The organism is Geothrix sp. (assembly GCF_049292215.1).
GTDB lineage: Bacteria > Acidobacteriota > Holophagae > Holophagales > Holophagaceae > Geothrix.
Map to the genome: position 1 here is coordinate 1 of NZ_JBATQW010000017.1, position 26,363 is coordinate 26,363.

Annotated in this window: 20 protein-coding genes and 1 riboswitch; of the genes, 15 read left to right on the forward strand and 5 right to left on the reverse strand. The window is 67.0% G+C overall.

What is annotated here, in order from left to right; genetic code table 11:
* The 3 genes from WAS25_RS03125 to metH form a co-directional block, all read left to right on the forward strand.
* The coding region (locus WAS25_RS03125; protein ID WP_422310046.1) for a methylenetetrahydrofolate reductase at positions 1 to 1,054 on the forward strand (1,054 nt) is incomplete at its 5' end.
* Positions 1,048 to 1,332 (forward strand): 2Fe-2S iron-sulfur cluster-binding protein, encoded by a 285-nt coding sequence (locus WAS25_RS03130; RefSeq protein ID WP_422310047.1) that lies wholly within the window; start codon positions 1,048 to 1,050, stop codon positions 1,330 to 1,332. The genes WAS25_RS03125 and WAS25_RS03130, both read left to right, overlap by 7 nt.
* Before the next feature lies 1 nt (position 1,333).
* On the forward strand, positions 1,334 to 4,756 hold the full coding sequence (gene metH, locus WAS25_RS03135; RefSeq protein ID WP_422310048.1) for a methionine synthase: 3,423 nt from the start codon (positions 1,334 to 1,336) through the stop codon (positions 4,754 to 4,756).
* 15 nt (positions 4,757 to 4,771) lie between these two features.
* On the opposite strand, the gene fliB (WAS25_RS03140) is transcribed toward metH, so the two are convergent.
* On the reverse strand, positions 4,772 to 5,998 hold the full coding sequence (gene fliB / locus WAS25_RS03140) for a flagellin lysine-N-methylase (protein WP_422310049.1): 1,227 nt from the start codon (positions 5,996 to 5,998) through the stop codon (positions 4,772 to 4,774).
* A gap of 240 nt (positions 5,999 to 6,238) precedes the next feature.
* Positions 6,239 to 7,465: a flagellin lysine-N-methylase gene (gene fliB, locus WAS25_RS03145; protein ID WP_422310050.1), complete on the reverse strand. Its 1,227-nt coding sequence runs from the start codon at positions 7,463 to 7,465 to the stop codon at positions 6,239 to 6,241.
* Between the two features lie 198 nt (positions 7,466 to 7,663).
* A riboswitch (SAM riboswitch) is annotated at positions 7,664 to 7,764 on the forward strand.
* Positions 7,765 to 7,891: 127 nt separating this feature from the next.
* Between fliB (WAS25_RS03145) and WAS25_RS03150 the strand changes: the two genes are divergently transcribed.
* Genes WAS25_RS03150 through WAS25_RS03160 form a run of 3 tightly spaced genes read left to right on the forward strand, consistent with a single transcriptional unit; the run spans position 7,892 to position 11,443 of the window.
* Positions 7,892 to 9,178, forward strand: a complete 1,287-nt coding sequence (locus WAS25_RS03150) for an O-acetylhomoserine aminocarboxypropyltransferase/cysteine synthase family protein (RefSeq protein WP_422310051.1) — start codon at positions 7,892 to 7,894, stop codon at positions 9,176 to 9,178.
* A gap of 4 nt (positions 9,179 to 9,182) precedes the next feature.
* The gene (gene metA, locus WAS25_RS03155; protein ID WP_422310052.1) at positions 9,183 to 10,118 is read left to right on the forward strand and encodes a homoserine O-acetyltransferase MetA; all 936 of its coding nucleotides are present in this window, start codon (positions 9,183 to 9,185) and stop codon (positions 10,116 to 10,118) included.
* Entirely contained in the window at positions 10,115 to 11,443 is a 1,329-nt protein-coding gene (locus WAS25_RS03160) for an aspartate kinase (protein ID WP_422310053.1), read from the forward strand. Before metA ends, WAS25_RS03160 begins: the two co-directional genes overlap by 4 nt.
* On the opposite strand, the gene WAS25_RS03165 is transcribed toward WAS25_RS03160, so the two are convergent.
* Positions 11,440 to 11,679 (reverse strand): hypothetical protein, encoded by a 240-nt coding sequence (locus tag WAS25_RS03165; RefSeq protein WP_422310054.1) that lies wholly within the window; start codon positions 11,677 to 11,679, stop codon positions 11,440 to 11,442. The two genes, WAS25_RS03160 and WAS25_RS03165, sit on opposite strands and share 4 nt — an antisense overlap.
* A gap of 90 nt (positions 11,680 to 11,769) precedes the next feature.
* Between WAS25_RS03165 and WAS25_RS03170 the strand changes: the two genes are divergently transcribed.
* Positions 11,770 to 12,522 (forward strand): SDR family NAD(P)-dependent oxidoreductase, encoded by a 753-nt coding sequence (locus WAS25_RS03170; protein WP_422310055.1) that lies wholly within the window; start codon positions 11,770 to 11,772, stop codon positions 12,520 to 12,522.
* A 90-nt stretch (positions 12,523 to 12,612) separates the two neighbouring features.
* Positions 12,613 to 13,167, forward strand: a complete 555-nt coding sequence (locus WAS25_RS03175; RefSeq protein ID WP_422310056.1) for a hypothetical protein — start codon at positions 12,613 to 12,615, stop codon at positions 13,165 to 13,167.
* Positions 13,168 to 13,179: 12 nt separating this feature from the next.
* Here WAS25_RS03175 and WAS25_RS03180 read toward each other — a convergent pair whose 3' ends face one another.
* On the reverse strand, positions 13,180 to 16,455 hold the full coding sequence (locus WAS25_RS03180) for a S41 family peptidase (protein ID WP_422310057.1): 3,276 nt from the start codon (positions 16,453 to 16,455) through the stop codon (positions 13,180 to 13,182).
* Positions 16,456 to 16,613: 158 nt separating this feature from the next.
* Here WAS25_RS03180 and WAS25_RS03185 point away from each other — a divergent pair, with 158 nt between their 5' ends.
* Genes WAS25_RS03185 through WAS25_RS03195 form a run of 3 tightly spaced genes read left to right on the forward strand, consistent with a single transcriptional unit; the run spans position 16,614 to position 19,688 of the window.
* Positions 16,614 to 18,662 (forward strand): M13 family metallopeptidase, encoded by a 2,049-nt coding sequence (locus tag WAS25_RS03185; RefSeq protein ID WP_422310058.1) that lies wholly within the window; start codon positions 16,614 to 16,616, stop codon positions 18,660 to 18,662.
* Positions 18,663 to 18,678: 16 nt separating this feature from the next.
* Positions 18,679 to 19,272, forward strand: coding sequence for an isochorismatase family protein (locus WAS25_RS03190; RefSeq protein ID WP_422310059.1), 594 nt, complete (start codon positions 18,679 to 18,681; stop codon positions 19,270 to 19,272).
* A 2-nt stretch (positions 19,273 to 19,274) separates the two neighbouring features.
* Positions 19,275 to 19,688, forward strand: coding sequence for a carboxypeptidase-like regulatory domain-containing protein (locus tag WAS25_RS03195; protein WP_422310060.1), 414 nt, complete (start codon positions 19,275 to 19,277; stop codon positions 19,686 to 19,688).
* Between the two features lie 25 nt (positions 19,689 to 19,713).
* Here the strand turns inward: WAS25_RS03195 and WAS25_RS03200 are convergent, their stop codons facing one another.
* Positions 19,714 to 20,940: an FG-GAP repeat domain-containing protein gene (locus WAS25_RS03200; protein WP_422310061.1), complete on the reverse strand. Its 1,227-nt coding sequence runs from the start codon at positions 20,938 to 20,940 to the stop codon at positions 19,714 to 19,716.
* Between the two features lie 81 nt (positions 20,941 to 21,021).
* Between WAS25_RS03200 and WAS25_RS03205 the strand changes: the two genes are divergently transcribed.
* The 4 genes from WAS25_RS03205 to WAS25_RS03220 form a co-directional block, all read left to right on the forward strand.
* Entirely contained in the window at positions 21,022 to 21,669 is a 648-nt protein-coding gene (locus WAS25_RS03205) for a uracil-DNA glycosylase family protein (RefSeq protein ID WP_422310062.1), read from the forward strand.
* 24 nt (positions 21,670 to 21,693) lie between these two features.
* A complete protein-coding gene (locus WAS25_RS03210; protein WP_422310063.1) occupies positions 21,694 to 22,047 on the forward strand; it encodes a c-type cytochrome in 354 nt (117 codons plus the stop codon).
* Between the two features lie 142 nt (positions 22,048 to 22,189).
* On the forward strand, positions 22,190 to 25,003 hold the full coding sequence (locus WAS25_RS03215; RefSeq protein ID WP_422310064.1) for a M16 family metallopeptidase: 2,814 nt from the start codon (positions 22,190 to 22,192) through the stop codon (positions 25,001 to 25,003).
* Positions 25,004 to 25,136: 133 nt separating this feature from the next.
* On the forward strand, positions 25,137 to 26,363 hold a 1,227-nt coding region (locus WAS25_RS03220), incomplete at its 3' end, for an RluA family pseudouridine synthase (protein ID WP_422310065.1).

Consider the following 26,363-nt stretch of genomic DNA (forward strand, 5'->3'; position numbering starts at 1 on the left):
GGCCGTGGGGGGGTGCAGCGGCACCACGCCCGCCCACATCCGCGCCATGCGGGGTGCCTTCCAGCAGGAGCGCGCCTTCGTGCAGGCGGGCGGCGGCTTCGAGCTGAAGCCCCACGAGCAGCCCCAGCCCGAGGTGCCCTTCGCCTTCCGCAGCCGCTTCAGCCTCAAGCTGGCGCAGAACGAGTTCGTCCACACCGTGGAGCTGGTACCGCCAAAGGGCATGGAGTACGACAAGCTCGTGGCCAAGACCCGCCAGTGCCGGGCCCTAGGCGTGGATGCCATCAACGTGCCCGACGGCCCCCGCGCCATGGCCAGGATGTCGGCCCTGGCCACGGCCCTGATCATCGAGCAGCAGGTTGGCCTGGAGACCATCCTCCACTACGCCTGCCGCGACCGGAATCTGCTGGGCATGCAGAGCGATCTCCTGGGTGCCGCAGGCCTGGGCCTGCGCAACATCCTGGCAGTCACCGGCGATCCCCCGAAGCTGGGCCCCTACCCCCAGGCCACCGCCGTCTTCGACGTGGACGCCATCGGCCTGGTGAACATGATCAAGCGCCTGAACACGGGCCTCGACCTCGGTGGCGCCGGCATCGGCAAGCCCACCTCTTTCAGCGTGGGCGTGGGCGCCAATCCCGTGGCCGCGGACCTCGAGCGCGAAAAAACGCGCTTCCGCTACAAGGTGGAGGCCGGGGCCCAGTGGGCCATCACTCAGCCTGTGTTCGAACCGGAGAGCCTTTTCCGCTTCCTGGACTTCACCGAGGCCCTGGATGGCAAGGGCGGCCTGCCCATCATCGCGGGCATCTGGCCCCTCAAGAGCCTGCGCAACGCCGAGTTCATGGCCAACGAGGTGCCGGGGGCCTACGTGCCACCGGCCGTGCTTACTCGAATGGCGAAGTGGTCCACCGCCGAGGACCAGGTCAAGGAGGGCCTGGCCATTGCCCAGGAAGTCATCGAAGCCATCCGGCCCAGGATCCGTGGATTGCAGTTGTCTGCACCCTTCGGCCAAGTGGAGTTGGTTGCGCCCCTGCTGCCCAAGCCGGAGGCCCGATGGTGAAGGTCCACTTCCGCCTGGAGGACCTGCTGGTGGAGGCGCCGGCAGGCACCTCCCTGCAGCGCATCGCCGATGCCGCCGGCGCCGACATCACCTTTGGCTGCCGCACGGGCTCCTGTGGTACCTGCCGCGTGCGCGTCGTGGAAGGTCTGGGGCACTGCAGTGAGGCCGGCCCCGAGGAACGCGACTTCCTGAAGGGCTTGGACGCCTCCGCTGACCAGCGCCTGGCCTGCCAGGTCTGTGTCCACGGCGATGTCGCCATCGACTACCTGGGGCTTTGATATGCAGACCCTCGACCAGCTTCTCCGCGAGAAAGTACTCCTGCTGGATGGCGGCATGGGTACGCAGATCTTCGCGCGGAAACCCACGGTGGAGGACTACGGCAGCTCGGCCCTGGAGGGCTGCGTGGACCTGCTGACGGAGCGGCGACCCCAGTGGATCCGCGAGATCCACGAGAGCTACTTCAAGGCGGGCGCCGATGCGGTGGAGACCAACACCTTTGGCGCCAATCCCCTGGTGCTGGGGGATTTCGGCCTCTCCGCCAAGGCTTACGACCTGAATGTCCAGGCAGCCTCCATCGCCAAGGAGGTGGCCCGCAGCTTCGACCGCCCCCGCTTCGTCATCGGCTCCGTGGGGCCTGGCACCAAGCTCATCACGCTGGGGCATGTGGGCTACGCGGACCTGCTGGCCTCCTACCGGGTGCAGATGGAAGGCCTCCTGGACGGCGGTGCCGATGCGATCCTAATCGAGACCTGCCAGGACCTGGGCCAGATCAAGGTGGCCGTGCGCGCCGCCAGGGAGGCCATGGCCGCCAAGCAACGCCGCATCCCCCTATGGGTACAGGCCACCGTGGAGACCACGGGCACCCTGCTGGTGGGCTCCGACATTTCCGCCGTGCTCACCAGCGTGGAACCGCTGGGCATCGACGTGCTGGGCCTCAACTGCGCCACGGGTCCCGACGAGATGCACCAGCACCTGCAGACCCTCTGCGAGGCCAGTCCCTTCGCCATCAGCTGCCTGCCCAACGCGGGTCTGCCCGAAAACCGGGGCGGCCAGGTGGTCTACCCCCTGGATCCTGCGGGCTTTGCGCCCAAGGTGCTGCACGCGGCTTCGGAGTTCGGCATCGCCATCCTGGGCGGCTGCTGCGGCACCACACCGGACCACATCCGGGCCCTGGCCCCCGGTGTCGAGAAGCTGAACCCCCCGAAGCGCACACCCACCCTGGAGCGCAGTGCCGCCAGCCTCTACCAGAGCGTGGCCCTAAAGCAGGAACCCGCCCCCCTCATCGTGGGCGAGCGAACCAACGCCAACGGCTCGAAGAAGTTCCGGGACCTGCTGGCCGCCGAGGACTGGGATGGCATGGTCACCCTGGCCAAGGAGCAGCAGCGGGAGGGCGCCCACCTGCTGGACCTCTGTGTGGCCTACGTGGGCCGGGACGAGGTGCGGGACGCCGACGAGCTGCTGGGGCGCCTCATCTCCCAGATCACCCTGCCCCTCATGATCGACAGCACCGAGTTCCCGGTCATCGAGAAGGCCCTGCAACGCTCTCCGGGCAAGTGCGTCATCAACTCCATCAACTTCGAGGATGGCGACACCAAGGCCCGGGCAATCCTCGGGCTGTGCAAGACCTACGGCGCCGCCGTTGTGGCCCTCACCATCGACGAGCGCGGCATGGCCAAGAGCCGGGAACAGAAGCTCGAGGTGGCCAAGCGCCTCCATGCTCTGGCCGTGGGCGAGTACGGCCTGGATCCCGGCGACCTCATCATCGACCCCCTCACCTTCACCCTGGGCAGTGGTGACGAGGAGTTCCGCGGGTCGGCCATCGAGACACTGGAGGCCCTGAAGCTCATCAAGGCCGAGCTGCCCGGCGTGATGACCATCCTCGGCGTGAGCAACGTGAGCTTCGGCCTGAACCCCGCCAGCCGCCACGTGCTCAATGCCCTCATGCTCTACCACGGCGTGAAGCACGGCCTGGACATGGCCATCTTCAACGCCTCGAAGGTCATCCCCGTGGCCAAGATCGACCCCGACGACCGCAAGATCGTCGAGGACCTTCTCTACGACCGCCGAAGCGAGAGCTACGATCCCCTCAAGGCGCTCATGGCCCGCTTCAGCGACCGCAAGGCTACTGTCGCCGATGAACATCGCGCCGATCTGCCTGTGCTGGAGCGCCTTCACCGAGGCATCCTTGACGGTGAGAAGCAGGCCATCCTGGCCGATGTGGACGAGGCCCTGCGTGACCACGATCCACTGAAGCTCATCAACGAGGTGCTGCTGGGGGCCATGAAGGTGGTGGGCGAGCGCTTCGGCTCCGGCGAGATGCAGCTGCCCTTCGTGCTGGAGAGCGCCGAGGCCATGAAGGCCGCCATCAAGCGCATCGAGCCGCATCTGCCGCGCGAGTCCAACTACCAGAAGGGCCGCATCCTACTCGCCACCGTGAAGGGCGACGTCCACGACATCGGCAAGAACCTGGTGGACATCATCCTCAGCAACAACGGCTTCGAAGTGAAGAACCTGGGCATCAAGCAGCCCATCGAGGCGATCCTGAAGGAGCTTGAAGCTTGGCCGGCCGAAGCCATCGGGCTCTCAGGCCTGCTGGTGAAGTCCACCGTGATCATGAAGGAGAACCTGCACTTCATGGAGGAGCTGGGCCTCAAGGTGCCCGTGATCCTGGGCGGCGCGGCCCTCACCCGGGACTACGTGGAGGGCGACTGCCGCCGCAGCTACTCGGGCTCTGTCTTCTACGCCGAGGACGCTTTCGAGGGGCTGCGTCACATGCAGGCACTGGTGGCGGGGGAGACCGCCGTGCCGGCGCCTGCCGACACCGCCACCCCAGAGGGGAGCATCATGGTCCTCCACCGGGGTTCCGCCTCAGTAGCACTCACCGAGCAGGGGCAGAGCAGCTGGGTGCGCCACGACGCGGCCGTGCCGCAGCCGCCCTTCTGGGGCGTACGTGAGCTGAGTGACCTACCCGCGGACCTCTTCGAGCACCTGGACGACTTCGCCCTCATCCGCAACCGCTGGGGCTTCAGCCAGGGCAGCCAGAGCGACGAGGCCTTCGCGGCGGTCCTGCGCGACAAGGCCGAGCCGCAATTGGCGTTTTGGCGGGACCTGCTGGCGAAGGCCCCCCTCTTCCAGCCCAAGGCCCGCTACGGCTACTTCCCCGTCCGTGCCGAGGGCGACGACCTGCGGGTATTCGACCCGGCGGATCCGTCGCGCACCCTCGCCCTGCTGCCCTTCCCTCGCCAGGCCGCGGGCCGGCGCCTCTGCATCGCCGACTTCTTCCACGGGGATCAGACGGATGTAATGGCCATCCAACTGGTCACCCTGGGCCAGGCCGCCGCGGACCACGCGGCGAAGCTCTACAAGGAAGACGGCTACGCGGAGTACTTCGCCTTCCACGGCCTCGCCACGGAGCTCACGGAGGCCTACGCCGAGCGGCTGCACGCCCGCATCCGCCGGGAGCTGGGCATTCACACCAAGGACCTGCCGGGCCGTGCCCTCTTCGCCCAGGGCTACCAGGGTTCGCGCTATTCCTACGGCTACCCCGCCTGCCCCGACCTGGAGGGCAACGGCCCCCTTCTGGATCTGGTGGATGGCAGCGCCATCGGCGTGACCCTCAGCGAGTCCCACCAGATGGACCCCGAATACACCACCAGCGCCCTGGTGGCCTGGCACCCTCAGGCACGGTACTTCTCGGCTTGAGCTGGGACATGGTCCCTACAGAAGTGTGTGGAGGCTCTCCAGGGAGTCCCAGTCGGACCTGGCCAGATGCTCGGCGAGGTAAAGGGTGAAGCCCTTGTCGTTGACATAGCGACGGCATCCGACCTGGATGGTCTCGGCGAGCTCGCCAGGGGTGAGCGGGACCTCCCGCGCGGCCGCCCGCCCGGCGAGCAGCAGGCGGATCAAGGCGTAGCGGAGGATCACCGTGGCGTAGTGCCGCTTGGGATTCCCCAGGACCCAGGGGAAGAACTCCTTCAGGAACTCATTCCTCAGGTAGTTCTCCAGAAGCCAGGGCACCCTCTCCAGGGCCGGTGTCAGGCGCTCAAGGCCCACCTTGTAGGCATGGACCAGCTCCGCACCCACCGGAGCCCGCTCGTCCTGGAGCCCAAGACCTCGGCCCACCTCCTCGAGGACCTTGCGAACATGGGGGGTCTGGAAGGCTTCCCGGCCCACTGTGAGGTATGGGGCGGCGGCCCGAGCCACCGCCTCGGGGAAGGCCCCCTGGCCTGCGAGGGGACTCGAGCCTGCAGCGTCGTCCAAATCGCGCACCAGGCTCTCGACAACCAAAGGGAGATCCGCGGTCTGCCGTGAAAGAATGAGTCCAGTCAGACGATCGCAGAAGAGGCCGATCACCCTCAGCCGGTTGCCCAGCGAGATGTCCTCGCTTGCCAGCACCTGGAACAGGAGGAGGCGGACATCATCCATGACGTCCAGCGGGAACCCGAATCTGGGCTCGAGGCTTCCCACGTAGGCCTGACTGACCGTCTGAGGCAGGGTCATCAGCTCGAAGGCATCCCTCTCCAGCAGGGCCAAGCGGGCGGCTTCCGGACAGGAGAGGGTGAGTGCAACTTGATGCGAGGTTCCGCACTGGAGGACTGTGCGGGGGTAGTAGGCGCAGGTATCCGAGAGGGCCTGCTCACCCATTCCTTCATAGATTCGACAGAGCTTCTGGTCATTCAGGAAAGTACAGCCATGCCAGTCGTCATCCTTGAGGTCGATGGTGCCAAAGTCCTCGGCGGAGGTCGACTCGGGATTTCGGTGCACATGCTTCTCGAACAGGGGTTGGAGTACAGGATCGATGGAGGCCTTGTAGGTCAGGAAGCTCGCCCGGTCCAGCTGGATGCAGCAGCCGGCACAGCAGGTGTCCTCGCAGTCCCCACCAATGCAGGCAAAGCGGCTGACGTAGGCCGGCATCAGCATGGTGTCCGTGACCATCTTCTTCATGCTGTTCTCCGGGGAGGCGGTGCCAGGGGAGTAGTCTCCCCGATTTCACCGGAAACGGGGGACCGAAGGGGTGCTGCGGCCTCGGCGTTTTGGAGGCGGTTGGCTCGACGAGCACCCCGTGATAGGAAGCACACCGGAGGCCGCCCATAGAGCGCGGGTAGGCACCCCCCCTGGTGGCCCGCCATCCCCATTCCAGGCCACTCAAAGTCAGGCAGGGATATGGAAGCTTCGGTCAACGTGCTAGAGGAGCGCGTGGAGCTTCTCCAGCGAAACCCAGTCCGACTCGGCCAGGGTCTGCCCCGCCTGCTTGGTGAAGTTCATGTCGTGCACGTAGCGCCGGCAGGCCACCTGGACGGTCTCGGCGAGTTCCAGCGGCGTCAGGGTCCCCTCCCGGGCCGCGGCCCGGCCCACCAGCATCAGGCGGACGGTGGCGAACCGGACGATGAGGGTGGCGTAGTGGCGCTTGGGGTTATCCTGCGACCAGGGAAAGACCTCTCGAAAGAACTCGTTGATGACGTAGTGCTCCAGGAGCCACGGGACCGCCTCCAGGGCGGGCGCAAGCCGCCCCAGACCCGTTTCGTAGGCGCGGACCAGCACGGAGCTCTCCGGCAGAAGGTCGCCATGGATGCCGAGCCCCTGGAGCACCTCATCGAGCACCTCCCTCACGTGGGGTGACTGGAATGAGCCCCGCGACGCCAGGAGGAAGGGGGCCATGATCTGGGCCTGGACATCCGGGAGTTCCGCCTGGCCGGCGAACGGGGCCATGGCCGCGCCACTGTCGAGGTCACGCTCCATCTCCTGGAGCAGGTCGGGGACGGCGTCAACTTGCTTGGCTTCGAGCAGATCATGGAGCCGCTCGCCGTAGCGGCCGATCACCTTCAGGCGGCTGGAAAGGCTGATGTCTTGGCTCATCAGCACCTGGAAGAACAGGGTGCGGACGTCCTCCATCACCTCCAGGGTGAGTCCGAATCTGGGCTTCACCACGCCCAGATAGCCCTGGGTGACGTTCTGCTCCTGGCCCACCAGCTCGAAGGCGTCCTGGTCGAGCAGGGCCAGTCGAGCGGCTTCCGGGCACGAGAGCGTAAGCGTCATCTGGTGCAGGGTGCCAAACCGGTGGATCGTCCGCGGATAGTAGGTGCAGGTATCAGACAGGGCCGGTTCGCCCAGGCGCTCAAAGATTCGGCACAGCTTCTTCTCGCTGAGCAGCGCGCAGCTGTGGCACTCGTCCTCTATGAGCTCGATGTGGCCATAGTCTTCGGCGGATTTGGAATGGGGGTAGCGCTTTACGTGCCGCGTGAATAATGGCCTGAGCTCGGGGTCGAAGCTGGACTGGTACCGATAGAAACTCGCCTTGTCCAAGGTGACACCCCACCCCGCACAGCAAGTGTCCTCGCAGTCCCCGCCGATGCAGGTGAACCGGGTGGCATAGGTCGGCATCAGCATGGTGTCGGTGATCAGCTGCTTCATGGTGTCCCCCTGGATGACCACTGGCTCCGGGGAGCAGTGTCCCGGAATTCCCCCGGGTAGCTCAGCGGAAATGTCCTTCCTGATTCATGTTCCAACAAAAGGTGCCGAAGGGTATTGCCAAGGCTTCCTACCGGCGCTACCTTGCTTCACCGGCCCCTTGGGGCCGTTCTCTTACGAGATCCTTGTCAGTTCCATAGCGAGTTATCCAGAAAGGTGGAGGGACGGGCCCTATGAAACCTTGGCAACCTGCGAAAGCAAGGTGCCAATTCCTGCCGTGAGCAATCGCGGAGAGATGTCGAGCTGTGTCGAACTGACGACGGCGACAAAGGGGCCCGAGTGATCGGGCCCCTTTGTCATGTTTGCTTTTCCTGGACTTGCTTGGACGACAGGGCCTCGGCCTTCTCACCTCACTTCTCAGGAGCCGCCATGAGCGCAGCCAACCCCAACTTCGAAACCATCGCCCTCCACGGCGGCCAGGTCGCGGACAGCGACACCAAGAGCCGGGCGGTGCCCATCTACCAGACCACGAGCTACGTGTTCGACTCCGCCGAGCATGGGGCCAACTTGTTCAACCTGTCGGTTCCCGGGAACATCTACACCCGCATCATGAACCCCACCACGGCCGTGCTGGAGACCCGCGTGGCCCAGTTGGAAGGTGGTATCGCGGGCCTCGCCGTGGCCTCGGGACAGGCGGCCATCACGCTGACCTTCAACACCCTGCTGCGCAACGGCGACCACATCGTCGCGGGCGACAACCTCTACGGTGGCACCTACAATCTGCTGCACCACACCCTGCCCCGCACGGGCATCGACACCACGTTCGTGGACTCGAAGAACCCAGAGGCCTTCCGCGCCGCGATCAAGCCCCAGACCCGGGCCATCTACATCGAGGCCCTCGGCAATCCCAAGCTGGACGTGCCGGAGTTCGAGGCCATCGCCGCCATCGCCAAGGCCGCGGGTGTCCCGCTCATCGTGGACAACACCCTGCCCAGCCCCTACCTCCTGAACCCGCTGGCACTGGGTGCCAACATCGTGGTGCACAGCGCGACGAAGTTCCTGGGCGGCCACGGCACCTCCGTCGCGGGCGTCATCGTGGACGGCGGCACCTTCGACTGGAAGAACGGCAAGTTCCCGGAGTTCACGGAACCCTTCGCCGCTTACCACGGCGCTGTGCTTGCGGATCTCGCGGGTCCCGCGGCCTTCATCACCAAGGCCCGCATCGAGGGGTTGCGCGACACCGGCGCCGCCCTCAGCCCCTTCAACGCCTTCCTCATCCTGCAGGGCATCGAGACCCTGCACCTGCGCCTGCAGCGCCACGGCGAGAACGCCCTAGCCCTCGCCCAGTGGCTGGAGCGGCACCCCAAGGTGGCCTGGGTGAACTATCCCGGCCTGGCCAGCAACGCGAACCATGCCGCAGCGGCCCGCTACTTCCGCAAGGGCGCGGGCTTCGGTGGCATCCTCACCTTCGGCGTGAAGGGCGGGCTCGAGGCGGGCAAGGCCGTCATCAACGGTGTGCAGCTCTTCTCGCGCCTAGCCAACGTGGGTGACGCCAAGAGCCTCATCATCCACCCCGCCAGCACCACCCACCAGCAGCTGTCCGCCGCCGAGCGCGAGACCACAGGTGTCACAGAGGACCTCATCCGCCTCTCCGTGGGCCTCGAGAACATCTCCGATCTCATCGAGGATCTGGAGCTGGCGCTGGCCAAGGCCTGACCCCATGCCCGTCAAGATCCCAGCCTCCCTGCCGGCCCGCGACGTGCTCGAGGCGGAGAACGTGTTCCTCATCGAGGAAAGCCGCGCCCTCCACCAGGACATCCGCCCCCTGCGCATCGCCATCCTCAACCTGATGCCCACCAAGGTGGCCACGGAGACCCAGCTGCTCCGCCTGCTGGGCAACACGCCCCTGCAGGTGGAAGTGACCCTGCTCCACATGGCTTCCCACGCCTCGAAGAACACCTCCGCCGAGCACCTGCTGGAGCACTACGTGTCCTTCGAGGAGGTTCGCCACCAGGCCTTCGACGGCCTCATCGTCACCGGCGCACCGGTGGAGACGCTGCCCTTCGAGGAGGTCGACTACTGGCCGGAGCTCACGCAGATCCTGGACTGGGCCAGGACGAACGTCTTCTCCTGCCTCTTCATCTGCTGGGGCGCACAGGCCGCGCTCCACCGCTACTACGGCATCCCCAAGCACCCCCTGCCGGAGAAGATGTTCGGGGTCTTCCCCCACCACCTGCGGGTGGCCAACGAGCGGCTCGTGCAGGGCTTCGATGACGTGTTCTGTGCCCCCCATTCGCGCCACACGGAGACCCGCCGGGTGGACATCCAGGCGGAACCGCGGCTACTGCTCTTGGCTGAGTCGGACGAGGCCGGAGTGTACCTGGTGCAGTCCACGGACCGTCGGCTAGCCTTCGTCACGGGGCACTCGGAATACGACCCCTGCACCCTGCAAGGCGAATACACCCGGGACCTCGGCAAGGGCCTGCCCATCGGCATTCCGCAGAACTACTTCCCCGGCGACGACCCCACCCGGCCGCCCCAGGTCCGCTGGCGCGGGCACTCGAACCTGCTCTTCTCCAACTGGCTGAACTACTTCGTCTACCAGGAGACGCCCTTCGATCTGGGACTCCCCGCGGTGGAAGGGGGGAAGGCATGAGCCTGAAGGTCCTCAAGTTTGGTGGCAGCTCCGTGGGCTGCGCCGAGGCCCTGCGCCGGGCCGCCGGCATCGTCCGCGACGAACTGCCTGCAGGGGGCCTGGTGGTGGTGTCCGCCCTGCGGGGCACCACCGACCAGATCCTTGACGCCTGTGCGGCGGCGGGCCGGGGCGACCTCCCCACCGCCCAGTCGATCCTCTCCACCATTCAGGTACGCCACCGGACCGTGGCCGAGGAACTCGACCTCACCCAAGCCGTGGCGGCTGCCTGGGCCCCCCTCTTCACCAGGCTGGATCAGCTCCTGACGGGCATGGCCATGCTGGGTGAGACCACGGCCCGGGCCCGGGATACCGCGCTGGCCGTAGGGGAGACCCTCTCCGCGAACCTCGCCGCCCTTTGCTTCCAGGGCATCTTCCAGGACGTGCGGGCGGTCATGCAGACGGACGCCCGCTTCGGCAAGGCCCGCCCCCAGCTCGGGGCCATCCGCGAGGCCGCCGCCCCTTGGCGCGCAGCCCTCGCTGCCGGAGCCCTCTGGGTCACGCAAGGATTCCTGGGCTCCTCGCCCGAGGGCGTCACCACCACCCTGGGCCGGGGCGGCTCTGATACCAGCGCCACCCTGCTGGGCGAGGCCCTCGACGCGGAGGAGGTCCAGATCTGGACCGACGTGGACGGCGTCCTCACGGCTGATCCCAGCCTGGTGAAGGAGGCCCGCCCCATCCCCCAGATGAGCCTGGGCGAGGCCGAGGCCCTCAGCGCCTTCGGGGCCAAGGTCCTCCACGCGGACTCGCTGGCCCCCGGCGGGCGGGCGGGGTTCCGCCTGGTGGTGGCCAACACCCTGCGCCCAGGCGCCTCCCGGACCGAGATCCTGCCTGTGCCACCCGTCCGTCCGGCCGGCGCTGTCACCTCCGTGGCCTACAAGGAAGGCATCAGCCTCCTGCGCTTCCCGGCCTCGGCGGGCCTCGAGCCCCCCCTGGAGGCGGCCCGAAGCCTGGAGGAGGCCGGCGCCCTGCGCTTTGGCCTGATCTCCAGCCCCGCGGGCACCCTGCTGGCCGTGCGCCCCGAGACCCACGCGGCCACCGAGGTGCTGGGCACCCTGGCGGCCTCAGGCGTGGTCTGTGAATCCGGCTGGGCGGTGGTGGCGCTGGTGGGTGAAGGGCTGCGGGCCGATCCGGTGGCGGCCCTGCGGCACCTGGGCGAGCTGGGCCAGGAGCCCGTGGGGGGACTCCTGACAGGCAGCAGCACGGTGTCCCTGGCCTTCCTCGTGCCGGAGTCCCGGTTGAGCAGCCTCATCCCCCGGCTGCACTCACGGTGCGTGCTGGGCTACTAGTCCTTCTGCCCCTGCCGCAGCAGCCAAGCCGTCAGGCGGGAGTGGAAGTCTTCGGGATTCTCCAGGTCGGTCGGGAGGAGGCGTGCCGGGTGGGCGGGATCCCCCACCACCAGGGGGGCCGCCTCCACCAGGTTGGGCAGGCGCTGGCCATCGGGCAGGGTCCAGAGGGCCCCCCGGCTGTCCGCATCCCTCGGCGTGGAGGCGTGCCGCCGTTCGCCCTGTGTCTCGCAAACCATCCGCTTTCTCCTGTGGAATCTAAAAGATAGGCTTCTCTGCAACCTGTGCCACCCCCATGATCTGCCAGCCTAGAACGGGAAGGAGCCACCATGACCCGACGCATCCTCATCACCGGCGGTTCACGCGGCATTGGCCGCGCCTGCGCCTTGTGGCTGGCCCAGACCGAGGCCGCCCACCTAGTCCTCCTGGGCCGGGACGCCCAGGCCCTGGCAGACTCGGCCGAGGCCGTCCGGGAGGCGGGCGGGACCGCCGAGAGCCATGTGGCCGACGTGGCCGACCGCTCTACCCTTGCGGCCCTCGCCGGATTGGCCGGCCCCCTGGACGGCCTGGTGGCCGCCGCGGGGATCTCCGGCAGAACTCCTGTGGATGGGGACTCGGATGCCTTCTTCGACGAGATCCTGGCCACCGACCTAGCGGGCCCCTGGAACACGGTGCGGGCCTTCCTGCCAGCCATGGGCGCGGGGGGGCGAGTCGTCCTGGTCTCCAGTGTCCTGGGCCGCTTCGGCGTGCCGGGCTACGGGGCCTACTGCGCCGCCAAGCACGGCCTCATCGGCCTGGCCAAGGCCCTGGCGCTGGAACTCATCGACCGGGGCATCGTGGTGAACGCCGTGGCCCCGGGGTGGGTGGACACGGACATGGCCCAGACAGGCATCCGGCAGATTGCGGCCGCCATCGGCCAGACCGAGGCCCACTTCCGGGCCCAGGCCGAGGCGGCCGTCCCCGTGAAACGGTTCTTCCAGGCCGAAGAGATCGCCCACGGCATCGGGTGGCTGCTGAACCCGGCCAATACCATGCAGGTGGGACAGTGCCTGAACCTCGACGGGGGCGTGGTCCAGTCCTGAAGATTCCCGCTCCGTGCCACTAACAGGACCGAGGAAATGGACGTACCTTTCCCCTGCGCGGATGCATCCCCGCGAGACAAGGGGTATGCCATGAAATCGCTCACGCTACTTCCGTCTGCCAGCTTGGCCTGGCGTCGAAGTGCCTCGACCCCTCCTGACTTCGAGTTGCAGGGGCTCCAGGGTGTCTATGCCACCCTGGCCTTCCTGGACAGGGAGCGGTCGCTGGCGCGGATCCGGACGGCCGAGGGGACCTGGACCGTCAAGCACCTGGGGCTCCTGAACCCGGTTACCACCCTGCGGGAGGAGGGCAGCCCGATCAACCTGGCCACCTTCCACCCGCACGCCCTCCGGCACGGGAAGCTCGAATTCCTGGATGGCGCGGTCTTCGACTGGGCCTGGCTCCAGGGGGACCGCCCCGTGGGGGCCTTCCTGGATGGGGATGGCAAGCCCCTGGTCCACCTCCAGGCCCACCCCGGCCGAGACCTCGGGTCCACCGACCTGGAGACCTGTGACGTGGACCTGGACATGAGCTCCGCCGCCCACTACCGGCAAGCCCTGCTGGCGGCCCTGGGCTGGTATCTCATCCAGCTGGACCACCTGAAGACGCAGGACGAGGCGGCCGCGGAAACGGCCCTGCGGCTGTAGGAAAAGCGGCGGCTACTTCGTCCGCACCGGGAAGGGGGGGCGCTTCAGTTGCTGGGGCGGGTTCTTCTTCAGCTCCGCCTTCATGAGTTCGATGGCCTTTTCCAGCTGAGGATCCCGGCCGGCGATGACGTCCTTGGGCAGCTGCTCCACCTCGATGTCCGGAGCGACGCCCTCGTTCTCCACCACCCAGCCCTTCTCGGTCCAGATGGCCAGGTTGGGAGCGGTGATGAAGCCGCCGTCCATGAGCGTCGGGAAGCCCAGGGTGCCCACGAGACCGCCCCAGGTGGGACGACCCACCAGGGTTCCGAGACCGAACTTGCGGAACATCCAGGGCAGCAGGTCGCCGCCGGAACCGGCCGTTTCGTCCACCAGCATGACCTTGGGGCCCTGGATCGACGCCTGGGGCGTCTTCAGGTCCTGGCCGTAGCGCATAGCCCACATGGCAATGAAGGGCCGCCGTAGCAGGTCTATGTAGTAGTCGGCCACCTGGCCACCGCCGTTGTAGCGCTCGTCGATGATCACAGCATCCTTCTGAGCCTGCGGGTAGAAGTAGCGCTTGAAGTAGGTGTGGCCCAGGCTCGTGGTGTTGGGCACGTAGACATAGGCCACGCGGCCCTCCGTGGCGTCGTGCACCTTCTTCAGGTTGCCCTCCACCCAGTCGCGGTTGCGAAGGGCGCCCTCGCTCTCCACCGGCACCACCATCACCGTCCGCGCACCCTTTCCAGTGGGATCGGCTCCCACCGTCAGCTCCACCAGCTTCCCGGCGGTGTTCTCGAAGCGGGCGTGGAGGTTCTCCGGGGCCGCCAGGTCGCGGCCATTGACGGCCAGCAGGTATTCGCCGGCCTTCACGTTGACACCGGGCTCGGTGAGCGGTGAGCGCAGCTCCGGGTTCCAGTTCAGGCCCCCGAAGATCTTGGTGAAGCGATAGCGGCCATTGGCCACGTCCAGGTCCGCGCCCAGGAGGCCGCCGGGAATGGCCTTCCCCGTGTCGGGGAGATCGCCGCCGCCGCCGCGGTGATGGCCCACGGCCAGCTCCGAGCACATCCACTGGATCACCCGGTTGAGGTCCGCGCGGGTGGCGAGGTCCGGTAAGAAAGTCGAGTACTTCTCCTTCATGGCCTTCCAGTCGGCGCCATGCATGTTGGGGGCGTAGAAGAAGTCCCGGTTGATGCGCCAGACTTCGTCGAGGACCTGGGCCCACTCCTGGCGGGGCTCGATCTGTACCTGCAAAGCGTCCAGGCCCACCTTGCCCTTGCCCGGCTCGGGCTTGCCCGCGGTCGGGATGATGGTGGCGGCGTCCTTCAGCCGGTAGATGAGCTTCTTGGCGTCGGCGGAGAGGCGGTAGGCATCGGCCTTCTCCACGAGCACGGTCTCCTCGCGCTTCTTGAGGTCGAAGCGGCAGAGCGTGGCGGCTTCGTTCACATTGAAGCGGTTCTCGCCACCGGCCTTGCGGAGGTAGAAGAGGCTCCCCTCCTCGCCGGGGGCCAGGGCCGTGAAAGCGGCGCTCTTGACGGCCTCGATGGAGACGATGCGCTCGGCCAGGCCCTCAAAGTCGATGCGGACCTTGACCTCGGCCTTGGCGCCCTTCTTCTCGTCGCCCTTGCCTTTGTCTTCCGCTTTGCTGACACCGGGCTCTTCGTCACTCTCCTTGGCCAGGGGTGATGGGGTGTCCTTGGCCAGCACCATGAGGTAGAGGTTCCCGCGCATCAGAGCATCGGCATTGGACTGGGCGAACCAGTCCCGGACGGGCCCTGCTTCGGTGCTGGCGGTGAAATAGAGGTACTTGCCGCTGCGGTCGAAGACGGGCTCGCCGGCATCGGCCAGGCCATCCGTCAGGGCCGTGGACTTGTCGTCTTCCACCGAATAGACGTGGATGCGCTGCAGGCCGGACTCGGTGTTGCGGGTATAGGCGAGGAAGCGTGAATCCGGCGACCAATTGTGGGTCAGGGTTGGCGAGGGCGTGTAGAGCAGCTCGCTGGAGATGGGCTTCGCCACGCCGGTTCCCAGATCGAGGGTGTACAGGGCCATGGCGTTGTCGATGTAGGCGATGCGCTTCCCGTCCGGCGACCACTTGAGGTCGCGGTAGAAGCCAGCACCCTTCAGGGCATAGCTCCGCACCTCGCCCTTGCCATCCTGGGACTGCACCTTCAGCGCGTACTCACCGCCCGCATCCGACACGTAGGCGATGGCCTTGCCGTCCGGGGACCAGGCGGGGTTGCGCTCGTGGCTGCCCGGCGTGCGGGTGAGGTTCCGGGCATCGCCCTTTTCGGCCGGCACGCTGAGGATCTCCCCGCGGAACTCCACGGCCACGCGGTTGCCGGAAGGCGAGAGGTCCATGCTCCGCACCCACTTGGCGCCGGAGGCCCAGCGGCTGCGGGTTTCCGGGAGGTCCGCCGCGAGGGCGACCTTCAGGCGCGTGGCCTGCCCGGTGCCGGGGTCGAAGCTGTGGAGCCAGCCCGCCTGCTCGTAGACGATCCGGCCCGCGCCATGGCTGGCGGCCACGATGGGGAAGTCTGCGTGCTTGGTCAGCTGCGCCACGGCCTTCGTGGCCAGGTCGTAGCTGAAGAGGTTGAACTCGCCGGCGCGGTCGGACACGAAGTAGACCTTGCCCCCGATCCACATGGGGTCGATGTCGTTGCAGCGGCCCTCGGGCTGGGGGATCTGCGTGACGTCGTGGTCCTTGACGCGGTAGATCCAGAGCCGCGAGGCCGTGCCGCCCCGGTAGTTCTTCCACTGGCGGAAGGCGTCCGACAGGGGGTTGTAGACGATGTGGCTGCCGTCTGGCGAGTAGGTGGCCCGGGCGGCGTTGGGGATGGGCAGTTTCACAGGCATGCCGCCGGTCAGCGGCACGGTGAACAGCTGCGTGAACCGCCCGGTGTGCACCGAGCGGCCTGAGGTGAACAGCACGGCCTTGCTGTCCGGCGTCCAGTCCTGCACCAAGTCAGCGCCCGGATGCCAGGTGAGGCGGCGGGGCTCGCCGCCGACGGCGGGGATCACCCAGACATCCGCGTTGCCTTCCAGGGCCGCCGTGTAGGCGATCCAGCGGCCATCGGGGCTGAAGCGGGGCGTGCCGACGCAGCCCCCGCGGGTGGTGAGCCGCCGGGCGGCCCCGCCCTCGGGGGCGCTGGTCCAGAGGTCCCCGGCATAGAGGAAGGCCACCTGGCGGGCGCTGAGGGCCGGCGAGGCCACCAGTCGGGTGTCCTGCAGGTCCACCGCCGCGAGGGGCTGGCCGAGGGCCGTGGCCAGTGCCAGGGCCAGGGGTGTCAGGGAGGAGGCGTGTGGGCGCATGAGATGTCCTTCCATAGCAAGACGATGTATAAAATAGGGCCCCTCCACCTTGCGCCTCCGCCCAGGTCCGGGTCAAGGCTTGCCAATCGGCATTCCGCGGACGGATATCAGGCACCTTGAACCGCCCTTTCCCAAGCGCAGCTCTTTGAGGTTCTTTCATGCGTCGATCGTCTTCAATCCTGGCCCTCTTCCTAGCCCTCCCCGCATTGCTGGCCGCCCCTCCCAAGGCTGGCGTTCACGGACTCGACCTGGCGGGCATGGATCGCGCCGTGGCCCCCGGCGATGATTTCTTCGCCTACGCGAACGGGGGCTGGGTGAAGCGGACGGAGATTCCTGGCGACCGTGGCTCCTTCGGCGTAGACCACGAGGTGACCGACCGCACGGATCGCCGGGTGGCCAGCCTCATTCGGGCCGCCGCAGCGGCCAAGGCCCCTGCGGGGTCGGAGCTTCGGAAGATCGGCGACTGCTTCAACAGCTTCATGGACGAAAAAACCATCGAGGCCAAGGGTCTGGCGCCCCTGCAACCCACTTTCAAGGCCATCGCAGCCATCCGGGACCGCAAGGACCTGGCCCGCTACCTCGGCACCACCCTGCGTGCGGACGTGGACGTGCTGAATGCCACCAACTACGACACGGCCAACCTCTTCGGCCTGTGGGTGGCCCAGGATCTGGACGAGCCCACCAAATACTCTCCCTTCCTGCTGCAAGGCGGCCTGGGAATGCCCGAGCGCAGCTACTACCTGGATCCCTCCGAAGGCATGGTCAAGATCCGAGCCCAGTATCTCGTCCACGTGACGGCGATGCTGAAGCTGGCGGGCGTGCCAGAGGCCGACGCCAGGTCCCGGGCGGTGCTGGACCTGGAGACGCGCATGGCCACGGTCCACGCCAGCCGCGAGGACACCGGAAACGTCCTGAAGGGCAACAACCACTGGCGCCGGTCCGAATTCGGCGCAAAAGCTCCTGGGCTCGACTGGGAGACCTACTTCGCCGCCGCTGGCCTCACCCAGTCGCAGACCTTCGTGGTCTGGCAGCCCGATGCATTCAGGGGCCTCTCCTCCCTGACGGCCGAGGTACCCCTCGAGGTCTGGAAGGACTACCTCACCTTCCACGCTCTCCAGGGCCGGGCGAAGGTGCTGCCCATGGCCGTGTCGGAGCAGTCCTTCAGCTTCTACGGCAAGGTCCTGAGCGGGGCGGCCAAGCCCCGCGAGCGCTGGGTCTACGGGGTGGCGGCCACTAACCAGGCCCTGGGCGAGGCCATCGGGAAGGCCTACGTGCAGACATACTTCCCGCCCTCTGAAAAGGTGCGCGCCCAGAAGATGGTGGCCAACCTCATCGCAGCCTTCCGGGCCCGCATATTGGCCCTGCCATGGATGTCCCCAGAGACCAAGGCCAAGGCCATCGCCAAGCTGGACACGCTCAAGGTGGGCGTCGGCTACCCCGACCGGTGGCGGGACTATTCGGGCCTGAAGATCGTGCCCGGGGACGCCTTCGGCAACGCGGAGCGCGCTGAGCGCTTCGAGTACGAACGCAACCTGCGTAAGCTGGGCCAGCCCATCGACCGCACGGAATGGGTGATGACGCCGCAGACGGTCAACGCGGTGAATCTGCCGGTGATGAACGCCCTCAACTTCCCGGCGGCCATCCTGCAGCCTCCCTACTTCGATCCGAAACGGCCCATGGTCATGGACTACGGTGCCATCGGCGCCGTCATCGGCCATGAGATCAGCCACAGCTTCGACGACTCGGGCTGCCTCTTCGACGCCACTGGCAGGCTCAACAACTGGTGGACGCCCGAGGACCTGAAGCACTTCGAGGCCTCCACAGAGCGGCTGGTGCGGCAGTTCGACGCCTACGAGCCCTTCCCGGGCCTGCACATCAAGGGCCGCCAGACCCTGAGCGAGAACATCGCCGATGTGGCCGGGCTGGCTGCCGCCTTTGACGCCTACCGCCTCTCCCTGGGCGGGAAGGATGCGCCTATGGTGCAGGGGCTAACCGGGGACCAGCAGTTCTTCCTCAGCTACGCCCAGAGTTGGCGGGAGAAGACCCGCGAGCCCCAACTCCGCCAGCAGATCCTCACGGATGGCCACACCCCGGCCGCCTTCCGGCCCACCACCGTACGGAACCTGGACGCCTGGTACCCTGCCTTCCATGTGAAACCCGGCCAGACCCTCTATCTCGCCCCGGCGGATCGGGTGAAGATCTGGTAGCAAGCCAGGAGGTTCCATGGCCCTTCTCGACGCCAGCCGCAGCATTCTCGTCGTCATAGACTTCCAGGGGAAGCTCGTCCACATGGTGCAGCGCCCGGCCCCGGTGCTGGAGGCGGCCCGCCGCCTCCTCCGGCTGGCGGACCTCTTCGCCGTCCCCGTGGTGCTCACCGAGCAGTACCCCAAGGGCATCGGCCCCACGGAGGAGAGCATCCGCACCGTCTACGACGGCCTCGCCACCCCAAAGTTCTTCCTGGAGAAGACCGCCTTCGGCTGCTGCGGAGACACGGGCTTCGAGGCCCTGCTCCAGCAGGCGAGGCCCATGCTGCGGCCCCCGCAGCGCCAGATCGTGATCGCGGGTATCGAGGCCCATGTTTGCGTCATGCAGACCGTGCTCGAACTGCTGGCATCGGGCCAGGAGGTTCATCTGTGCTGGGATGCCATCAGCGGCCGGGGGGAGGAGTACCGGAACCGCGCCCTGGACCGCATGGCCGCCGCCGGAGCCACCATCACCAACCACGAGTCCGTGGCCTTCGAGTGGGCCCGGGACAAGAACCATCCCCAGTTCAAGGCCCTCTCGGCCCTCATGAAGGAAGGGCAGCCCCAGGGGTAGCCATGAAGCTGACCCCGCCCCTCGCCGCCCTCCTCATCGCCTCCGCCCTGGCCTGCGGGGGCCACGACGATGACGACAAGAACAACGAGCTGATGGCCCCGGGCCAGAACTGCCAGGCCTGCCATGGCTTCACAGTGTCCGGGACGGTGTTCGGCTCTGCGAACGCGGACTCCGGCAGCGGCCTGGCAGGGGTCACGGTGGTCATCACGGATGCCAACTCCGTGGACACCACGTTCACCACCAATGCAGCCGGCAACTTCTTCTCCGGCGCCGCCCTGGCCCTGCCCCTGAAGAAGGCCGCCGTGGTGCGGAACGGCACCCGCACCGAGATGGGCGGCGCCCCCGCGGGAGACTGCAACCGCTGCCACACCCTGCCCGCCACCGGCGGCGCGGCCGGGCGGATCCACGCGCCCTAGGCCCGCCAGAAGAAGCTTGGCTCCTTCAACGCAGCTTCACTGGAACTGCGAAGCTGCCGGGTGTGGAGGTCTGATAGAGCACGCTTGGGCCATCGCTAAGTAGGATGTCCACCCGACCATCATCGTTGAGATCCCCCAGAGCCAGGAATTCCGGCAGACCAGGCGCCTCGTAGATGGCCGAGACGGCAAAGACGCCCCGCTGGAGTGGCGACTGCAAACAGACCGACACCTTCGAGGTGGGTCCTTGGGACACCAGGGTGATATCCGGGCGACCGTCGCCGTTGAGATCCGAGATGGCCACCCGCTTCGCGTTGTCAACGGTGGGCAAGTGCGTGGTCGTAAAGGCTCCGAGCGGGGTCTGGAGCAATACCAGGAGGGTGGAGTCGGCCCGATTGACCGACAGGACATCCCGCGTGTTGGCCGCCACGATGTCCAGCCGGCCATCCCCGTCCAGGTCGGCCACCGCCACACCTACGATCCGAAGGCCGCTCCCCAACTGCACCGGGCCCGAGAAGCCCCCGCCAGCTTGCTGGTAGAGAACCACCACCCCATCGTAGGCCGCCAGCACCAGGTCCAGCCGCCCGTCGCCATTGAGATCTGCCACAGCCAAGTCGCCGGGACCATGGCCGTTGCCCACCGGCAGCGTGACAGGCGGCAGCAGCACCCCCGGCTGCCCGGGAGCCTGCGCCAACATCAGGACGCGGCTGTTGACATGAACGCCATCGGCCACCACCACTTCGGAGCGCCCATCCCCGTCCAGGTCTGCCACGGCCACGGCGGCCGCAGCACCGCCCGTGGGCACCCAGACCGCGGGCAGGAAGTGGCCCGGGGCCGCGGGGTTCTGGCGGAGCACGAACAGGCTGCCGCTGTCTCCGGGGGTATTGAGTTGGGGAGCGGTGGTTGCCAGGCTGCAGGCAATGAGGTCGAGCCGGCCGTCCCCGTCCAGGTCGCCGGCGCAGAGGCCCCAGGGGCCAGGGCCAACAGGATACGTAATCGGCGCTTCGACGCTGCCCATGGTGTTCCGCAGGTAGACCTGAACGCCATCCGCATGGATGGAGTCCTCGATGAAGGTAGATGCCACGGCGACATCGAGGCGACCATCGCCGTTGAAATCCGCCGTCACCACCTGACCGTAGACCCAGAAGGGTGGGATGCGGACATCGCGACTCCCAACGCCACTGGCGCAGGCCAGGATTGACATCATGGCCGCAACCCTGGCGCCGATACCCAGAATCTGGGTGCTGCTCCTCATGGGTCCCCCACTGGGCCTCACATGGAATTCGCTGCAGGCTTGCCTGGAATCTTCCCTAGACTTTACACCCCGGAGAAAGCCATGCCCCGTATCCAAGGCCATCCCATCCCCGCCTTGTTCCCTGAAGGTGGGGCCGTGTCGGTGATGCTGTTCGGGGAGGCCCCCGGACCCCGCGGTGCGGACCAGTCGGGCATCCCATTCTGGGGAGACGGGGCGGGTATCACGGTCTACCGGGTCCTGGCCGCCATGGGTCGGGCCGACGTGCCCGACGCGGCATGGGAGGACTGGGACGGCGCGCGCTTCAAAGCCTTGGGCCTGGTGCCCCAGCTGCATGGCACGGCCCTCAGCAACGCCTATCCCGCCTGCCCCACGAAGGATGGCGACCACTTCCATGCCCCCTCGAACCGGGACCTGCTTGCCCCTGCCAACCTGGCGCGGCTCTCAGCGGAGCTGGCCCGGGCGGCCGAAGGGCGGACCTCGCCCCTTCGGGTCGTCGCCTTCGGAAAGCGGGCGGAGTGGGTGCTGGGCCGCCTGTCCGGGGCCCCGGCCTTCGACCTCCACGCCCTGCCCCATCCCAGCGCCCAGGGGCTGCTGCAGGGGGCGCCCGGAAAGGGCAAGGGGCTGAAGCTGGAAGATCTGCGGACGGCCTGGCAGGCGCAACTCTGCAGCCTGCTCAGTCAGGGAGTCGTGCCAACCGCTGGCGAACCTCCGCATCCGACCCTATGCTGAGCGCTCAACCGTCCTGAGGTGTCGATGCGATCCCCCTTCCTCTTGTCCCCGTTCATTCTCTGCACCGGCCTCCTGGCTAATCCGCCCGCCAAGACCGTGGCCGAGCTCAAATCCTTCTACGCCGCCAGCTGCGTCAAGTGCCACGGGGCCGACGGCTCTGCCACCGCCGATGGCAAGAAGCTGGGTGGACGCGACTTCACGGACGCCGCCAAAAATGCCAAGGAGACCGACGCCGACATGGCCAAGACCATCCGGAAGGGCATCTTCTTTGGCACGGTGATGCCCGCCTTCAAGGACCGGCTCAGCGAGGAGGACGCGCTGCTTCTGGTGAAGGAGATCGTCCGCAAGGCCGAGAAGGGCAAAGTCATCGCGCCCTAGAGAGCCCGCGCAGTTCTAGGTGCTCGGCTTCGGCCATTGGGGCACCGTGGTTTCCTGGACAAATTCTTAACAGCCCAAGGCCAGGCATCTCTCGTAACCTGATGCCTTCCCCAGCGGGGATCTTTCACAGCCTGGAGGCTCCATGCCCTTCTTCCGACGATTGTGGTTGCCCCTCTGCGGGGCCCTGGCCCTCACGCTGGTGGCGGGCGAGACCCCGAAGCCCCCGACCTCAAAGGTCGCCTCCAAGGCCAAGTCCGCCGCACCGACTCCGGCCGCCCTGCCTGCGCCAGTCAAGCTGACGACAGTGGAAGGCATCACCGAGTACCGGCTGGCCAACGGTCTGCGCGTACTGCTCTTCCCCGATGCCAGCAAGCCCACCATCACCACCAACATCACCTACCTAGTGGGCAGCCGCCACGAGAACTACGGCGAGACGGGCATGGCCCACTTGTTGGAGCACATGGTCTTCAAGGGCACGCCCAGGCACCCCAACGTGCCTCAGCTGCTGAACGAGCTGGGCGGCGACTTCAACGGCACTACTTCCATCGACCGCACCAACTACTACATCTCCTTCCCAGCCTCTGAGGTGAACCTCGGCAAGGCCCTGGATCTCGAAGCAGACCGCATGCAGAACAGCAGCTTCACGGCCAAAACGCTGTGGGGCGAGGATGGCAAGAGCGGCGAGATGACCGTGGTGCGCAACGAGTTCGAGAACGGGGAGAACAACCCGATCCGCGTGGCCCTCCAGCGCATCCAGTCCGTGGCCTACGACTGGCACAACTACGGCAAGTCCACCATCGGCGCCCGCACCGACATCGAGAAGGTGAACGTCGAGCACCTCCGTGCCTTCTACCACCGGTACTACGCACCGGACAACGCCATCCTGGTGGTGGCCGGCCAGTTCGACGAGCCGAAGACCCTGGAGCGCATCAACCAGACCTTCGGAGTCCTGAAGAATCCCGCACGGACGCTTGAGCCCACCTACACCCTGGATCCCATCCAGGACGGTGAGCGCAGTGTCACCATCCGCCGCGTGGGCGGCACGCCCGTCCTCCTGGTCGGCTACCACGTGGCCCCGGGCTTCAACGCCAGCCGCAGTCACCTGGACCTGGCCGCCTCGATCCTCGCCGATGCCCCGGGTGGCCGCCTCTACAAGGCCCTCGTCGAAACCAAACTGGCCGCCCAAGTCTTCCCCATCGGCTTCAGCACCCTGGAGCCGGGCCTGCTGATGTTCGGCGCCATGCTGCCCAAGGACGGCGACGTTGAGAAAGTGCGTCAGGTGCTGCTGGCCGAGCTCGAGGATCTGAAGGCCAAGCCCTTCACCGCCACGGAGCTGGAACGGGCCCAGGCCAAGGTCCGCATGGCCGTGGATCAGACCTTCTCCGACACCAAGAACCTTGCCGTGGCTCTCAGCGACAGCATGGCCGCAGGAGACTGGCGCCACCTCTTCTTCGACCGGGACTGGTCCTTCGACGCCAAGCTGAATCAGGTCCAGGCGGCTGCCGAGAACGCCTTCAAGGCCAGCAACCGGACGCTGGCCCAGTACATTCCCACGGAGAAGCCCGATCGCACCCAGATCGCCCCGATGGCCGACATCTCCGCAGTGGTGAAGGACTACAAGGGCAGGGAAGTCATCGCCCAGGGCGAGGCCTTCGACGCCAGCCCCGAAAAGGTGGATGCTCGCACGCTACGGTTCACCGCCCCCAACGGTCTGAAGGGCGCCATGCTCTCCAAGAAAACCAAGGGGGCCATGGCCACCATGCAGCTCAACCTCCGGTTCGGCCGGGAGGCGGAGCTGATGGATCGCAAGGCAGTGCCCTCCATGGTCGGCGCCATGCTCATGCGCGGCACGACCAAGCACAGCCGCCAGGAGCTGGCCGATGCCTTCGACAAGATGAAGGCCAAGGTCATGGTCAACGGCACGGCCACGTCGGCCAACGTCACCCTGGTCGTGCCCCGCGAGAACCTCGCTGCCGCGCTCCGCCTCGTCAGCGAAGTGCTGCGCGAACCGGCCTTCCCGGTCGCCGAGCTGGAGACCCTGGTGAAGCAGCAGACCACTGGGATCGAAGCCCAGCGCAACGAACCCCAGTCCAAGGTCATGGAGTTCCTGGGTCAGACCTTCGACGCCTATCCCGCCGGCCACCCCGCCTCCTTCCGTGGCCCTGATACCCGGCTCGAGGAGCTGAAGGCCCTCAAGGTTGAGGACCTGAAAGCCTTCCATCAGTCCTTCTACGGCTCGAATCATGCCCAGTTCTCAGCTTCCGGAGATTTCAACGCCGCGGAGGTGCAGAAGCTGGTCACGGAGCTCTTCGGCTCCTGGACCTCAGCTGCGGCCTACGAGCGCATCCCCGGCCGATTGAAGGTCCCCGCCGGCATGCGCAAGGCCATCGAGACCCCCGACAAGAAGGGCGCCTTCTTCCTCGCGCAGTCCCGCTGGGCGATGAAGGACACCGATCCCGACTACCCCGCCTTCTTCATGGCCAATCAAATCCTCGGTGGGGGAGCACTGAAGAGCCGCCTTGCGGATCGTTTGCGTCAGAAGGAAGGCTTCAGCTACGGCGCCGGTTCCTTCATCCGCGTGGGTGATCTGGATGCCATCACCACCTGGGGCGGCTACGCGCTCCTCGCACCCGAAAATACCGACAAGCTGGAGGCGGCCTTCAACGACGAGATCCAGAAGGCCCTGAAGGACGGCTTCACCGGGGAGGAATTGGACTTCGCCCGCAACAGCTGGATCCAGGGAGAGAAGACTGAGCGCCAGGAGGATCAGGCCATCGCCGGCTGGCTGGCCCGAAGCCTCTACCTGGGCCGTCCAGTCCTCTTCGAGGCCGAATTGGAAGCCAAGGTGAAGGCCCTCAAACTCGATGAGGTCAACGCCGCTCTCCGCAAACACCTCCGCCCCGACAGCTTCGTGGTGGTGAAGGCGGGCGACTTCACCAAGAGCACGACCAAGTAGTCGAGCCTACACCAGGCGACGAAAGGGAGCGGCCAGCCGCTCCCTTTTTGCTTGAAAAATAAGGGTTTCCGTGCTCTTCTAGCCATCCGCTTGGCGTTGATTAGGACGCGGGGCGATGACGGAGGGCGCTGCCATGGCACGCATCGAACGGGAGTGGCAGGCGGAACACGAGGCTTCGGCCCTGGCTTCCGAACTGCACCGGATCATGGTCATCAGCCACCGGCAGGCCAAAGGTTTCATCGACTGCAACTGCGTCACCGTGAACGGCGAGATTGTGCAGAAGCACGGCCATCGGCTGAAGGCCGGCGACAGGGTCAGAGTGGAATTCGATCCCGAGCAGACCTACGAGGTGCTGCCCCCGGAGCGCAAGCTGAAGGCCGGCCCCTTCGAGACGCTGTGGGAGGACAACCACCTGCTCTTCGTGTTCAAGCCTGCTGGCCTGCTCACGGTGCCCGCCGAGCAGGGCGGCGAGCCCAGCCTGGCGGAGGCCATCACGGAAGCCTATCGGCGCCGGGGCTTCAAGCGCTTCAACCTGTACATCGTGCACCGCCTGGATCGCTTCACCAGCGGCGTGCTGGTCTTCGCGAAGACGCCTGAGGCCCTCCACGGCCTGAAGAAGCACTTCGAGCTGCACCGTCTGCAGCGTGTCTATTTCGCTGTGCTGGTGGGCGAGCTGCCGGAGAACAGCGGCACCCTGGCCGGCCACCTCATCGAGCACGCCAAGTCCCTGAAGATGTCCGTGGCCGTCGCCCGCAAGGGTCCCGGCGGCGGCAAGCGCATGCCCGCCGGCGCCAAGGAGGCCGTGACCCACTACCGCGTCATCGAGCGCCTGCCCGGCCACACCGTGGTGGAAGTGAAGCTGGAGACCGGCCGCCGCAACCAGATCCGCGTACAGTTCGCCGATCGGGGCTTCCCCCTGCTGGGTGACCAGGTCTATGGCGTGGAGAGTCCTCTGCTGGATCGCCAGGCCCTGCATGCCGAGCTGCTCGGCTTCAAGCACCCCGTCACCGAGGAGCAGGTCACCGTCACAGCCCCCATGCCCGCGGACATGGAAGCGGCCCTGAAGGTTCTGCGGAACCAGGCCCGCCTCGTGCGTGCGACCACGGGCGTGAAGGGCGAGGAGGGCATCTTCCAACCCACCGAAAGTTTCGATCACAAGCTCAAGCGCGTGGCCCGGGCCAAGCGGTACGAGGACCGGGACGAAGCCCCCAACCGTCCCGCCCGTCCCCGACCAGGTGGCAGCGAGGAGCGGCCCCGTCGAACCTTCGGCGCTACGGATCGGCCAGCCCGTCCCCGTCGCGAGGATGGCGACGCCCGCCCCAGGCCCACCTCCGGCCCCAACGACCGCCCAGCCCGCCCC